10 protein-coding genes and 2 pseudogenes are annotated in these 13,850 nt (G+C 55.5%); 6 read left to right on the forward strand and 6 right to left on the reverse strand.

Annotated features, from left to right (window positions below):
* Positions 1–11: 11 nt before the first annotated feature.
* Genes ttrA through ttrB form a run of 3 tightly spaced genes read right to left on the reverse strand, consistent with a single transcriptional unit; the run spans position 12 to position 4,827 of the window.
* Positions 12–3,077, reverse strand: coding sequence for a tetrathionate reductase subunit TtrA (gene ttrA, locus K9N75_RS21945; protein WP_000002334.1), 3,066 nt, complete (start codon positions 3,075–3,077; stop codon positions 12–14).
* Positions 3,070–4,092 carry a tetrathionate reductase subunit TtrC gene (gene ttrC / locus K9N75_RS21950; protein ID WP_046360939.1) on the reverse strand — a complete coding sequence of 341 codons (1,023 nt, stop codon included), beginning with the start codon at positions 4,090–4,092 and terminating at the stop codon, positions 3,070–3,072. Before ttrC ends, ttrA begins: the two co-directional genes overlap by 8 nt.
* Positions 4,093–4,827 (reverse strand): tetrathionate reductase subunit TtrB, encoded by a 735-nt coding sequence (gene ttrB, locus K9N75_RS21955; RefSeq protein WP_000378466.1) that lies wholly within the window; start codon positions 4,825–4,827, stop codon positions 4,093–4,095.
* Positions 4,828–5,054: 227 nt separating this feature from the next.
* Between ttrB and ttrS the strand changes: the two genes are divergently transcribed.
* The 3 genes from ttrS to fumD all read left to right on the forward strand — a co-directional run bounded on the left by ttrS (position 5,055) and on the right by fumD (position 7,643).
* A complete protein-coding gene (gene ttrS / locus K9N75_RS21960) occupies positions 5,055–6,788 on the forward strand; it encodes a tetrathionate respiration histidine kinase TtrS (protein ID WP_080950116.1) in 1,734 nt (577 codons plus the stop codon).
* On the forward strand, positions 6,763–7,347 hold the full coding sequence (gene ttrR, locus K9N75_RS21965) for a tetrathionate respiration response regulator TtrR (RefSeq protein WP_000974596.1): 585 nt from the start codon (positions 6,763–6,765) through the stop codon (positions 7,345–7,347). The genes ttrS and ttrR overlap by 26 nt, the downstream gene beginning before the upstream one ends.
* 92 nt (positions 7,348–7,439) lie before the next feature.
* Positions 7,440–7,643 (forward strand): fumarate hydratase FumD, encoded by a 204-nt coding sequence (gene fumD, locus K9N75_RS21970; RefSeq protein ID WP_096081274.1) that lies wholly within the window; start codon positions 7,440–7,442, stop codon positions 7,641–7,643.
* 108 nt (positions 7,644–7,751) lie between these two features.
* Here the strand turns inward: fumD and K9N75_RS21975 are convergent, their stop codons facing one another.
* Positions 7,752–8,732 (reverse strand): IS5-like element IS5 family transposase, encoded by a 981-nt coding sequence (locus tag K9N75_RS21975; protein ID WP_102961550.1) that lies wholly within the window; start codon positions 8,730–8,732, stop codon positions 7,752–7,754.
* A gap of 13 nt (positions 8,733–8,745) precedes the next feature.
* Entirely contained in the window at positions 8,746–9,186 is a 441-nt protein-coding gene (gene cadR / locus K9N75_RS21980) for a Cd(II)/Pb(II)-responsive transcriptional regulator (protein WP_032743892.1), read from the reverse strand.
* Positions 9,187–9,271: 85 nt separating this feature from the next.
* On the opposite strand from cadR, the gene K9N75_RS21985 reads away from it, so the two are divergent.
* The 3 genes and pseudogenes from K9N75_RS21985 (at position 9,272) to K9N75_RS21995 (ending at position 13,367) form a co-directional block, all read left to right on the forward strand.
* Complete coding sequence (locus K9N75_RS21985) at positions 9,272–11,677, forward strand: heavy metal translocating P-type ATPase (protein ID WP_096081275.1); 2,406 nt, start codon at positions 9,272–9,274, stop codon at positions 11,675–11,677.
* Positions 11,678–11,900: 223 nt separating this feature from the next.
* Positions 11,901–12,317 (forward strand): annotated as a pseudogene (locus K9N75_RS21990) (TnsA endonuclease N-terminal domain-containing protein); the annotation flags it as partial.
* A 69-nt stretch (positions 12,318–12,386) separates the two neighbouring features.
* Positions 12,387–13,367 (forward strand): IS5-like element ISKpn26 family transposase, encoded by a 981-nt coding sequence (locus tag K9N75_RS21995; protein WP_000019445.1) that lies wholly within the window; start codon positions 12,387–12,389, stop codon positions 13,365–13,367.
* Positions 13,368–13,515: 148 nt separating this feature from the next.
* Here the strand turns inward: K9N75_RS21995 and K9N75_RS22000 are convergent.
* Positions 13,516–13,806: pseudogene (locus K9N75_RS22000) on the reverse strand (Tn3 family transposase); the annotation flags it as partial.
* Between the last annotated feature and the right edge of the window lie 44 nt (positions 13,807–13,850).

Here is a 13,850-nt window from a genome sequence, read left to right on the forward strand (position 1 = left end):
CGGCACCAGAGCTACACTCGCTCAATTCTCGCTGGCAACCCCTGACGCACCGACGCACCCGACACCCAGTCAAGCCAGGTATTGGCTACCTGTCGGGTTGGGTCCGCAAAACCCAATTCGTTGAGATTAATCCCCGACTTAATCTGCTCATCAAACGCCATCGGCTCACCGTCGAGGGTATGCTGTGCCGCGCCCATTTCTTTATGTCCGTAACCATGTTCAATGGCGATGACACCCGGCATGACGCCATGCAGCAGGCTTATCTGCGCTTGCGCCTGACCACCAGGGGTGGTGATACGCACGATATCGCCGTGTGCTAAACCATACCGCTGACCATCCTGTGGATTGAGCGCCACCAGATTAACCGGCTTCAGATGATGAAGGCGTGGGATCACCGCCGTGGCGCTGGACATGGTATTGGATTTGAAGGAAATCAGCTTCAACGGCCACTCTTGTTCCGGGAACAACTCCTCGACCGCACGTCCATCTGACAGACGTGATGGATACCAGGCCGGGCAGCCGCTGTAGCGCTCGCCAGTAATCGCATGGCGGTGCGCGGCGACGTTCGCATTCCAGATTTGGAGCGGTTTTTCCCAGGCATTGCCGACGCGGTTATCAACTCGCCCGCTGTTGTCCGGCGCAAAGCGCCCGCCGCGGGAGTAGATAAACGCCACTCGGCTGATTTCATCGGTTTTCAACGTTTGGGTCATCACAGGCATGATCCGCTGGACCCCGGTCAGCGCTATGTCTTCCGGCTGTGCTTCAGCAACCGGAGCTTTGCCCATAAACGCAATATTGGCCGCGAGACGCAGGTAGTAATCTTCCGCACGGTTCAACGGATAGTGATTACCTTGCGGATCGGTAATTGCATTGTCGCCGAATCCAGGTAGCCCGATGCGCTTTGCCACTGCGATACAGAAAGACTCCATCGAGGCCGGTTGACCGTCAGCCGTGAGGCTGGTCGCCGATCTGACAACTGGCCAACGCGCGGTGGTGGCTTTGCTGGCCACGCCCGCCCACGGAGCGCTGAATCCCCAGCTTTCGAAGTTGTGGGTATCCGGCACGATGTAATCTGCCAGCGCCGTGGTTTCGTTCATAAAGGCGTCAATGGCAATAAACAGCGGCAGACGAGCAGGATCCTTGAGCTTTTCTTCCGCCACGCCGCGTAACCCCGCAATGCCGTAAAACGGGTTGGTCATGTTGGAGATCCAGGCTTTCAGCGGATAAGGGTAACCTTCAAGCGCCGAGACGAGGAGTTCGGTAAGCTGACCGGCGACAAACGGATACCACGGCGCTTTAGCCGGGAAGGGCGATTGCCCGGCAGCCACCTTATTGCGGTACTCTTCCGAAGACTCATAAGCGGTTTTACTGCGCGCGATGCTTAACCCTTTCGGTTTTACCTTCCCGGCGAAGCTGTCCATGTTGTAGCGCGGACCGTCGGTGGCACCATTAAATTTGCCGCCGCCGACGAACACGCCGCCTTCAAGGCTGAGGTTACCAATAAGCGCATTGAGCATCATCACCGACCAGGCGTTATAAAATCCATTGCCTGCCATCATTCCGCCGTGCGTGATCACCGCCGCTTTACGCCCGTGGCGGGTGAATGCGTCGGCCAGAACGGCAATGTCTGCTTCTGACACCCCACACTGCTGGCTGTACTGCGTTAGCGACAGTTTCTCTGCGGACTCACGCAGACACTGGAAGCTGCTTTTTACCGTTACTGTCTGCCCGTCGGCCAGCGTCACTTCACGGGTAACAAACAGCTGAGCGCGCGGGCAACTGCTGGCGGCGACAATCTCACCGGCCTCGTTGACGACCACCGGCTCCTGGGCTGCGTTTGCACTCAGATGGGCGAGGGTCAGGTGTTGTCCGGCAAGCGTTGGAATTTCATCGGTAATCACCAGATGCGTTGCATTAGTCCAGCTTTTTTCTCCTGCCTGCTGCATGGCCTGCACGCCGGGAATGGCGAGATAATCAGCGTTATAGCGTTGTTTATCGATAATCCAGCTTATCATCCCCATAGCCAGCGCGGAGTCGCTTCCCGGTCGTACGGGCTGCCAGTGGCCGCGATCGTCAGCCAGCACCGTGGTTAATGGCAGGGCTGGCGCCACCACAACATAGCGGAAGTCGTCACGTAAACGGGCGCTGGCCAGCTGGCGGGCCTGGCGCTTAAACGGGTTGCCGGATTGCGCCGGAGAGGTGCCCATAAACAGCGCGAATTCGACGTTATCCCAGTCGGGTTTTACGTGGGTATTTTTATCCAGATCGCCCATTAACGCACCTGAACCGGCCCGATAGGCCAGACCGCAGTAAGCGCCATGAGCGCCGAAGTTTTTACTGCCGAAACTGTTCAGTGCGAAGCGACGTAAAAAGGTATCACGTCCTTCATCGCTGGTATTGGTGACCAGCAGTTGATTGGATTTTGGGCCAAAGCCGGGATGTTTCGCATCAAGCGGTGTAGTGGGATCGTGGATAGCTCTCAGACCATCAACGTGGCCTTCACCAAACAAATCCCCACCTTCCACCACCTCTTTGATCAGCTGTTCGAAGCTGATGCGCTGCCATTTTCCTTCACCGCGTTTACCGACGCGCTTCATAGGCTCCAGAATACGTAGCGGGCTGTACAGACCTTCGAGTAAGGTTGCACCACGGGCGCAGGCGGTAGAACGTGCGTCAAGACCTGACTCCCCGGTCAACTGTTCCATTGCCGTGGCAAAGGGGACAGAGGCGTCTATATGGTGCTCGTGCGACAACGGATGATAAGGGTTGCCCGCAATGCGCAGCACTTTGCCTTGCTCAGTGTCAACGCGAACCCGTACACCACACTGCGTCCAGCAACCAAAGCACTGCGTCATCGAGATCACCTGCTGCGGGTTTTGCTGCCAGTGAGGCCGGGCGTTGGCTTCGGGGATGAGCGCGTTGGCAAAAATGCGGTCACGGGTAATTTTGCCCGAGGTTCCGTCCAACAAACCGTCTATCGCGCGCTTTGCCACATCCCGATAACTCAGGCCAAAAGTCACCATGCCACCTACGGCAAGGCCGACTTTAAGCCACTGACGACGGGTTAAATTAGCCATGTTGCATTCTCCTTGCGATCGCGTTCAGGGCTTCACGAACAATAATAATCAGTGCTATCCACAGGCCGAAGGTACCCACAATAGCCAGCCAGCCATCGGTGCCGCCGGGCAGGGTATAGGGATTAAACTGCGCGTTAAATTTCGGTACGGTCTGCACCTGGATGAGTAACGTCCAGCGCATTAGCCAGCACAGCGCCATAGCGCTAAAAGCGAGTAATATGCGCAGCGGTAGCGATAAGGGGTAACGTACAACCAACCCGCAAAGAGCAAGCGAAACAAGCCATAGCGCAACCCAACCGATAGCGTAGTGTTGTGCTGAAGAGGCAACATCCAGCCACTGACGGATAGCCGAACCGGAAAGCGTATTCCCACTCGCCCAGATCGCCACCACGATAGCCAGCGCGATCAACGTGACCATTTGCCCCCACGCTAGCTTACGCGGTAGTGCGTCCTTGCTATTTGTCGTGGCAATAAGCAGGGCAAGAAATGTTTGCAGCGCGCTGAGGAACATCGCAACCGGAAAGGCGTAACTGAACCAAATGGGACGCGCCTGTACCACCGACACTTCACGGCCGGTGTAAACCAGCAATCCGATGGCGGACAGCGCGCTACCAAGTGCTAACCATTTTGTGACGCTGTAACTTTTTAGCGTTAGCCGTTTCACATGCGGCGCCAGAAACCACAGACCTAAAAAACCGGTAAACAGCGGTAAAAACAGCGCGCCCCACGGCATCCAGGACCATGGCGTCGGATACGCATAGAAGTGCCAGACGCGGGCTGTTTGGTGTAGATCAGCAGTCAGCGCCAGCGGCGCGGTAATCGCGCAGGTCAGGGCGATTAGCAGCGTCAGATTCTCCAGGTCTGCCGTTTCTTTTTTGCGCCAGTGGAGAACGCATGCGAACAGCGCGGCGCAGGCGGCAATGCCGATGAAAAAGAAATATTGTACGGCCCAGGGTAACCAGCTTACGTCCTGGGGATGGGCCAGAACCTCGTCGATAATCAGTGAATGGTTCATTTAAACCTCCTGCCAGAGAGCGGGTTGAGCACGTCCCATCAATGGGGTAACAAACGCCTCATCCAGCCCCAGATAGAACACGTGAGGAGACGTACCGCTTTCCGGCTTCAGGACTTTGATGGCGTCATGGTGCTCATGCAGCATTTGCGAAATGCGGCTGTGCGGATCTTTAATATCGCCAATGATGCGCGCGCCGCCGACGCAGGATTCCACACAGGCCGGGAGCAGCCCCGCTTCGAGGCGGTGAACGCAAAAGGTACATTTATCGGCGGTTTGCGTTTCATGGTTGATGAATCGCGCATCATAAGGGCAGGCCTGCACGCAATAGGCGCAGCCCACGCAGCGTGTGTTGTCGACCACCACAATGCCGTCTTCGCGTTGGAAAGTGGCTTGTACCGGGCAAACGGGCACGCAAGGGGGATTATCACAATGGTTGCACAGTCGCGGCAGCAGGACGTTGGTAACGCTTTGCTGGCCTTCAATCTGTACTTGATACTGGTTGACGAGGGTACGAAATTCGCCCTGTGGCGTCTGGTTTTCAATGGCGCAACTGACGGTACAGGCCTGGCAGCCGATACAGCGTCGCAGGTCAACCAGCATGGCGTAGCGATGCTGTTGTGAGCCTTCGTGGCGTTCAGGCGAAAAGGGAAATTGCGCCTGAGCCAGCGGAACCAGTGATGCGCCAGCGGTCAGGACGCCCAGTCGCTGGAGAAACTGCCGTTTACTGCTGTCCATATTTTCTCCCGTCACGATGCAACAACGAAACATTGGTCACGCCGTTGATTTGCGTGTGATGAATAAAGAATCTCAATGATTTACAGTGTAAAAATCGTGACGGGGTATACTCTATTGTGGTTAACCACATACCCGGCTTGTTGTTGATCTAAAACAACATAATTGACAGGGACAATTGAGTGGGACGCAACGTAGTAAGATGTCTGACGGTACTGGCGTCGCTGTGGATGCTAAGTGGCGCGGTCAGGGCGCAGACATGGAACATTGGCGTTTTGGCGATGCGCGGGGAGGTTTCTACACGTAATCACTGGCAGCCGCTGGAAACCTTGTTGAATCAGCAAATCCCCGGTGAGCAGTTTCATATTCAACCGCTGGACCTGCGGCAGATGCAGGAGGCGGTGAATCGTGGAACGGTACACTTTGTGGTCACCAATCCGGCGCAGTTTGTCCAGCTTAACAGCCGCTCAGCGCTACGCTGGCTGGCGTCGTTACGATCCACCCGTGGTGGGAAAGCCACCAGTAACGTGATTGGCAGCGCCATTCTCGTCAGGCGCGACAGTGGGTTAACCTCCGCACACGATCTGATCGGCAAAACGGTTGGCGCCATTGATGCTCAGGCGTTTGGCGGCTATTTGCTGGGATATAAAGCGCTCAGTGATGCCGGTCTGCGCCCTGAACGTGATTTACGTCTGACGTTTACCGGATTTCCCGCCGATGCCTTACTCTATTTATTACGTGAAAAAGCCGTGCAGGCGGTGATCGTGCCGGTGTGCCTGCTGGAAAAAATGGATGAAGAAGGCCTCATCCGTAAAACCGATTTTATGACCGTGTTGAATCATCCGACTTCAATTCCCTGTTTAACCAGTACGCCGCTCTATCCGGACTGGTCATTTGCCGCACTACCTGCAGTGAGTGACGAGCTGGCCGATCGCGTCACGCGGGTACTGTTCAATGCACCGCAAAACGCGACGTTTCGCTGGGGTGCGCCCGCCTCGACCCGTGAAGTAGAAGCGTTGCTGCGCGACGTCCGACAGCATCCGCAGCAGCGTCAGCTGTGGCTGGATGTCAAAAGCTGGTTTATTCAACACCGACTGGCGATGGGGGGCGTGGTCATCGTATTGCTGTTGCTTACGCTCAATTACATCTGGGTGATGCTGTTGGTTCGCCGACGTGGCAGGCAGCTGGAGCGGAACAACGTGTTGTTGCACAAACAGGAACAGGCGCTGGAGACTGCCCGCCAAATGAGCGTGCTGGGGGAGATGACCTCCGGTTTTGCCCATGAACTCAATCAGCCGTTGTCTGCTATCCGTCATTATGCCCAAGGCTGTCTAATTCGCCTGCGTGGTCAGGATGAGCAGCATCCGTTGCTGCCCGCGCTTGAGCACATAGACGCCCAGGCACAACGAGGAGCCGATACGCTGCGCAATCTCCGGCAGTGGGTCAGCCAGGCACAGGGCAATCCGGTACTCACCGATGACTGGCAAGCCATCAACGTTCACGATGCTATCCATCACGTCTGGCAATTACTGCGTATGCCCCAGCAATTCCCGGCGATAACGCTGCACACGCAGGTTAGTAAGGCGTTAACGTTGATGCTGCCAAGCGTTCTTCTTGAGCAGGTGCTGGCTAACCTGGTACTCAATGCCGCCCAGGCAGGCGCTACGACGGTATGGTTTAGCGCCCTGCATAAGGATGGCGGCGTGCGTATTCAGGTGCAGGATAATGCCGGAGGTATTGACGAGGCTCAGTTGTATCAGGCGTTTCAGCCGTTTATGACCACCCGCAAAGAAGGTATGGGACTAGGACTGGCCATTTGTCAGCGACTGGTGCGCTACGCAAACGGAGATATTGAGATCAAAAATCAGCAGGCCCCGGACGGTAAAGCGGGGGCGAGAGTGACATTGTATTTTAAGCCAAATCAGGAAGGAGGCCGTAGTGGCGATAATTCATCTGCTGGATGACGACATTGCCGTTACCCAGGCCTGTGCGTTTTTATTGGAAAGTCTGGGATATGAAGTGTCTTGCTGGGAGCAAGGCGAGAAATTCCTCGCCGAGGCAAATTTGCACCAGGTGGGCGTACTACTGCTGGATATGCGTATGCCGGTACTGGATGGGCACGCTGTGCATGAAATCATGCGTCAGAAAGCAAGTACGCTGGCGGTGGTCTTTCTCACCGGGCACGGCGATGTGCCGATGGCGGTTGAGCAAATGAAACGTGGCGCGGTCGACTTTTTGCAAAAACCGGTGTCAGCCGTGCCGCTTCAGGCAGCATTAGAACATGCCTTGCAGGTCTCGGCAGCGGCGTTCTCGCGACAAGAGATCATCTCATGCTACCAACAACTTACGCCAAAAGAACGGGAACTGGCGCATCTGGTAGCAAAAGGGTTAATGAATCGGGAAATTGCTGATGCCATGAATATTGCCGTGCGTACGGTTGAAGTGCACCGGGCGCGGGTGATGGAAAAAATGCAGGCAGGAAGTCTTGCTGAGCTCGTTAATCGACTTCAGAGAATTCAGTAGAATGATAACATTTATTTGATTTTCATTGAATTTTGTCTAAATCCTCAGAGTGATATATGCTGTTGGTTTGAGTTAATGACGAGCGGGCAAAAATGGGAAATCAGACGAAAGACGACGAGTTGTACCGTGAAATGTGCATAGTAGTCGGTAAAGTAGTGCTGGAAATGCGCGATCTGGGACAAGAACCTAAGCATATCGTCATTGCGGGAGTACTGAGAACCACCCTTGCTAACCAGCGCGTGAAGCGCAGTGAGTTAGGGAAGGTGCGAATAAGCGGGGAAATTCTTCTCGGCTGACTCAGTCATTTCATTTCTTCATGTTTGAGCCGATTTTTTCTCCCGTAAATGCCTTGAATCAGCCTATTTAGACCGTTTCTTCGCCATTTAAGGCGTTATCCCCAGTTTTTAGTGAGATCTCTCCCACTGACGTATCATTTGGTCCGCCCGAAACAGGTTGGCCAGCGTGAATAACATCGCCAGTTGGTTATCGTTTTTCAGCAACCCCTTGTATCTGGCTTTCACGAAGCCGAACTGTCGCTTGATGATGCGAAATGGGTGCTCCACCTTGGCCCGGATGCTGGCTTTCATGTATTCGATGTTGATGGCCGTTTTGTTCTTGCGTGGATGCTGTTTCAAGGTTCTTACCTTGCCGGGGCGCTCGGCGATCAGCCAGTCCACATCCACCTCGGCCAGCTCCTCGCGCTGTGGCGCCCCTTGGTAGCCGGCATCGGCTGAGACAAATTGCTCCTCTCCATGCAGCAGATTACCCAGCTGATTGAGGTCATGCTCGTTGGCCGCGGTGGTGACTAGGCTGTGGGTCAGGCCACTCTTGGCATCGACACCAATGTGGGCCTTCATGCCAAAGTGCCACTGATTGCCTTTCTTGGTCTGATGCATCTCCGGATCGCGTTGCTGCTCTTTGTTCTTGGTAGAGCTGGGTGCCTCAATGATGGTGGCATCCACCAAAGTGCCTTGGGTCATCATGACGCCTGCTTCGGCCAGCCAGCGATTGATGGTCTTGAACAATTGGCGGGCCAGTTGATGCTGCTCCAGCAGGTGGCGGAAATTCATGATGGTGGTGCGGTCCGGCAAGGCGCTATCCAGGGATAACCGGGCAAACAGACGCATGGAGGCGATTTCGTACAGAGCATCCTCCATCGCGCCATCGCTCAGGTTGTACCAATGCTGCATGCAGTGAATACGCAGCATGGTCTCCAGCGGATAGGGCCGTCGGCCATTGCCCGCCTTGGGATAAAACGGCTCGATGACAGCGGTCATATTCTGCCATGGCAGAATCTGCTCCATGCGGGAGAGGAAAATCTCTTTTCGGGTCTGACGGCGCTTAGTGCTGAATGGGGTCGCCTCAGAAAACGGAAAATAAAGCACGCTAAGCCCTTACTTACCCAGATGTTTGACTGTTCGTGGCACTTTCACCATGGCAATTGCAATTGCCCAACCCTTGCAAAATGCCGCACGCCTCTACAGATCGAGAGCCAGAACACTTCTCGCGCAAATCAACCAAGTGCCGTTTTAACTGCAACAGCGCGGACACACGCATTTCCACCTGTTGAATATGGGCCTCCAGCAGCGTGATGACCTCCCCACAGTCCTGCATCGGGTTGTCTCGCAGACCCAGCAATGCGCGAATCTCGCTCAACGTCATGTCGAGCGAACGGCAATGACGGATGAATTGCAAGCGCTCAATGTGCGCCTCACCGTACAACCGAAAGTTGCCACCGCTTCGCGCTGGCTTTGGCAGTAGCCCTTCCTTCTCGTAGTAGCGGATGGTCACGACCTCGCACCCAGAGCGCTTGGCGAGGTCGCCAATTCTGATTTCCATGCATCAATCTCCAATTATCACTTGACTCTATAGTGACTATAGAGATTTTAATGGAGGCTGAATAGAAGATTTTCAGGAGTTACTCATGAGCGAATGCGCTTCAAAGGGGTGTGGCTGCACGACTGAGCCGATCATCCAACCCACGGCACCGGCCCCGCTGGCAACCGGATCGGCTCAAGCGGTGTACCGCATCGAGAACATGGATTGCCCGACCGAAGAGGCGCTGATCCGAAGCAAACTGGCCGGTCTGGCGGGGGTGGCGGGTCTTGAATTCAACCTGATGCAACGTACCTTGGCCGTGCGACACGAATTGCCTTCGTTGTCTCCCGTCGAGCAGGCGCTGAAGGCCATCGGCATGCAAGCTGTGCGCATGGATCAGGCGTCGGCCGAGCAGACGACCAAGCTGTCCATTGCCAAGATGGATTGCCCGACCGAAGAGACGTTGATCCGCAACAAGCTCGGCACCGTGGCCGGTGTTGCTGATCTCGATTTCAACCTGATGCAGCGCACGCTGTCGGTACGCCATGCGAACCAGGTTCTGCCAGACGTGCTCGTGGCACTGCAAGCGCTTGGATTCGAGGCGCAGGTCGTGGACACGGCAGAGGTCGCATCTCCATCCGCCGCCCCTGTGACCACGCCGACCAACTGGTGGCCGCTGGGCATCTCCTTGGTCACTGCATCGGCGGCCGAGGCGGTCTACTGGCTCCACAACGGCAATCACTGGTCGGTTGTCGTTCTGGCGCTTGTCGCGGTCTTCACGGGTGGCCTCTCCACCTACAAGAAGGGGTGGATCGCGCTCAAGAACCGTAATCTCAACATGAACGCCCTCATGTCGATTGCGGTCACGGGTGCCATGTTGATCGGCCACTGGCCCGAAGCGGCAATGGTGATGGTACTGTTCGCGCTGGCCGAGGTAATCGAAGCCAAATCGCTGGATCGCGCTCGTAACGCTATCCGTGGCCTGCTCGACCTGACCCCGGAACAGGCCACGGTACAGCAGGCTGACGGCACATGGCGCGAGGTGGGCGCCAAGCAAATCACCATCGGCGCCCGCGTCCGGGTCAAACCAGGTGAGCGCATCGCCCTTGATGGTGAGGTGCTGGAAGGCCGCTCTGCCGTCAACCAAGCCCCGATCACGGGTGAAAGCCTCCCGGTCGAAAAATCCCCCGGTGATTCGGTGTTCGCTGGCACGATCAACGAATCCGGCTCGTTCGAGTACCGCGTCACCGCCTTGGCCAACAACTCCACTTTGGCCCGGATCATTCACGCGGTAGAGGCTGCGCAAGGTAGTCGTGCGCCGACTCAGCGTTTTGTCGATCAGTTCGCCCGCTGGTACACCCCCGTTGTATTCGGCGTTGCCATCGCCGTCGCGTTGTTGCCGCCGCTGTTCATGGGTGCGGCATGGCTCGACTGGATCTACCGTGCATTGGTTCTGCTGGTGGTCGCCTGCCCGTGCGCACTGGTGATCTCTACACCGGTCAGCATCGTCAGCGGCCTGGCCGCCGCCGCCCGCCACGGCATTCTCATCAAAGGTGGCGTCTATCTGGAAGAAGGCCGCAAGCTGCGCTGGCTGGCTCTGGACAAGACCGGCACGATCACGCACGGCAAGCCCGCACAGACCGACTTTGTCACATGGGGCAATGCACTCGCCTCGGACAGCCGCAGCATCGCTGCCAGTCTGGCGGCCCGCTCGGACCATCCTGTATCCAAGGCGGTGGCACAGGCCGCGCAGACGGACGGGGTTGCCTTGCTCGACGTGGCCGAATTCAACGCGCTGCCCGGTCGGGGTGTGCAAGGCCAAATCAACGGTGCGACCTACCATCTGGGCAACCACCGGATGCTCGAAGAGCTGGGGCAGTGCACACCAGAGCTGGAGCAGCGCATCGCTGCGCTGGAAACCGCTGGCAAGACCGTCGTGATGCTGGTGGGCGCAAAAGGGGTACATGGCTTATTCGCCGTTGCGGACACCATCAAGGACAGCAGCAAGAGAGCCATCGCCGAGCTGCATGCTCTGGGCATCAACACCGTGATGTTGACCGGCGATAACCCCCACACGGCACAGGCCATCGCCGCACAAGCCGGCATTGACCGCGCGCAAGGCAACCAACTGCCCGACGACAAACTGCGCGAAGTGGAGCAATTGTCCAGAAACGGCAATGTTGGCATGGTCGGTGATGGCATCAACGACGCACCGGCCTTGGCGCGTGCGGACATTGGCTTTGCAATGGGAGCGGCGGGCACAGATACCGCTATTGAAACCGCCGACGTGGCCCTGATGGACGATGACCTGCGCAAGATTCCGACCTTCGTGCGCCTGTCGCGTGCGACAGCACAGGTGCTGATGCAAAACATTGTGCTGGCCCTTGGCATCAAGGCGGTATTTTTGGTGCTCACCTTCACGGGTCACGCGACCATGTGGATGGCTGTGTTCGCCGATATGGGTGCCAGCTTGCTTGTTGTCGGCAACGGCTTGAGGTTGTTGCGCCGATGAGCTGGAAACTCTTTCTCTATGACTGGGGTGGCCTGAACATCGCGTTGTTTCAAGCCATCAACACATGTCCGAGGACAATAAAGTTGTACACAAAGCACTAAAGTTGTAACCATTCTCAAAAAACGACGCTAATGTTGTATACTTACTGAATGTGTGGTTATAGGGTTGGAGACTATAAAATGCACATATAGGTACGTATCAATGTCGTTTTTAGGGTACGATCATGGCTAGGGGTAGGCGTCTCAAATCCTATTTGGATTATGAAAATGCGCTAGGTGACGGCATAGGAGTGGGCTATGGCCAAAGTTATCAGCCCTGGCTTAGAGCTCAGGACGTTAAATCCCGTGGAAACCGTTCGATAGTCTTTGGCCTTAAGACGTTTCGAAACCATCATCTCCTTTCTTCTGTCGAAAGTAACTTTTTCTATCTGGCTGAGTTTAATGACTCGGTGATTGATATCCGGGAACAATTCCCACTCTTTCCTCTCCGGCTTACCCAACAAATAGCAAATCATCTACATTTTCAACATCCTATGGTGAGGGGAGTAAGAGGAGTACCTGTCGAAGTTCTGAATGTTATGACAACCGATTTTTTACTGACCTTGAGAACTCCTGAAGGCGGACTTCGATACAAAGCTATAGGGAAGGTGCGAACAAGTTCCTGATATGAGATCATCATATTCATCCGGAGCGCATCCCAGAGGGACATCATGAGCCATCAACTCACCTTCGCCGATAGTGAATTCAGCACTAAGCGCCGTCAGACCCGAAAAGAGATTTTCCTCTCCCGCATGGAGCAGATTTTGCCATGGCAGAATATGACCGCTGTCATCGAGCCGTTTTATCCCAAGGCGGGCAATGGCCGACGGCCCTATCCGCTGGAGACCATGCTGCGTATTCACTGCATGCAGCATTGGTACAACCTGAGCGACGGTGCCATGGAAGATGCCCTGTACGAAATCGCCTCCATGCGCCTGTTTGCCCGATTATCCCTGGATAGCGCCCTGCCGGATCGCACCACCATCATGAATTTCCGCCACCTGCTCGAGCAGCATCAACTGGCCCGTCAATTGTTCAAGACCATCAATCGCTGGCTGGCCGAAGCAGGCGTCATGATGACCCAAGGCACTTTGGTGGATGCCACCATCATTGAGGCACCCAGCTCTACCAAGAACAAAGAGCAGCAACGCGATCCGGAGATGCATCAGACCAAGAAAGGCAATCAGTGGCACTTTGGCATGAAGGCCCACATTGGTGTCGATGCCAAGAGTGGCCTGACCCACAGCCTAGTCACCACCGCGGCCAACGAGCATGACCTCAATCAGCTGGGTAATCTGCTTCATGGAGAGGAGCAATTTGTCTCAGCCGATGCCGGCTACCAAGGAGCGCCACAGCGCGAGGAGCTGGCCGAGGTGGATGTGGACTGGCTGATCGCCGAGCGTCCCGGCAAGGTAAAAACCTTGAAGCAGCATCCGCGCAAGAACAAAACGGCCATCAACATCGAATACATGAAAGCCAGCATCCGTGCCAGGGTGGAGCACCCGTTTCGCATCATCAAGCGGCAGTTCGGCTTCGTGAAAGCCAGATACAAGGGGCTGCTGAAAAACGATAACCAACTGGCGATGTTATTCACCCTGGCCAACCTGTTTCGGGTGGACCAAATGATACGTCAGTGGGAGAGATCTCAGTAAAAACCGGAAATAACGCCAGAAATGGTGGAAAAAATAGCCTAAATAGGCTGATTCGATGTGTTTGCGGGAAAAAAATCGGCCCAGATCCGCGAAATTTTAATCAGCGAGTCAGCTTGGGAAGAAATGACCTGCTTATTCGCACCTTCCCTAACATTTTCATTATCAGCGATGCGGTGACAATCCCCTGTTTAATTGAGGCTGCCAGGTACAATATTTTATCCCTGCGCGCCTCAATGTCTTTGAGATTCAGGCTGGTTGTTGATATGACGGACTGTTTCCCGGAATAACGCTCGGCCTTTTGATGAATAACCAGCCGCTTCTCATGAATATCCCGGATCCTTGGCGAAAAAGCGAATCCCAGCAGATGCATCAGGGTGAAAACATGCTCAGTGAAGCCCGCTGTATCGGTGTAATGTTCGGTAATTTTCAGATCACTTTCGCATTGCCGCCCGCCGTGACAATATCGGCGGCGAGCGCCTCCAG

The organism is Hafnia paralvei (genome assembly GCF_020150375.1).
Taxonomy (GTDB): Bacteria; Pseudomonadota; Gammaproteobacteria; order Enterobacterales; family Enterobacteriaceae; genus Hafnia; species Hafnia paralvei.

Bases quoted from the DNA above. Each gene is read 5' to 3' on its own strand.
- ttrA (WP_000002334.1), bottom strand. From the start codon at position 3,077: ATGGCTAATTTAACCCGTCGTCAGTGGCTTAAAGTCGGCCTTGCCGTA.
- ttrC (WP_046360939.1), bottom strand. From the start codon at position 4,092: ATGAACCATTCACTGATTATCGACGAGGTTCTGGCCCATCCCCAGGAC.
- ttrB (WP_000378466.1), bottom strand. From the start codon at position 4,827: ATGGACAGCAGTAAACGGCAGTTTCTCCAGCGACTGGGCGTCCTGACC.
- ttrS (WP_080950116.1), top strand. From the start codon at position 5,055: ATGCTAAGTGGCGCGGTCAGGGCGCAGACATGGAACATTGGCGTTTTG.
- fumD (WP_096081274.1), top strand. From the start codon at position 7,440: ATGGGAAATCAGACGAAAGACGACGAGTTGTACCGTGAAATGTGCATA.
- cadR (WP_032743892.1), bottom strand. From the start codon at position 9,186: ATGGAAATCAGAATTGGCGACCTCGCCAAGCGCTCTGGGTGCGAGGTC.
- K9N75_RS21985 (WP_096081275.1), top strand. From the start codon at position 9,272: ATGAGCGAATGCGCTTCAAAGGGGTGTGGCTGCACGACTGAGCCGATC.
- K9N75_RS21995 (WP_000019445.1), top strand. From the start codon at position 12,387: ATGAGCCATCAACTCACCTTCGCCGATAGTGAATTCAGCACTAAGCGC.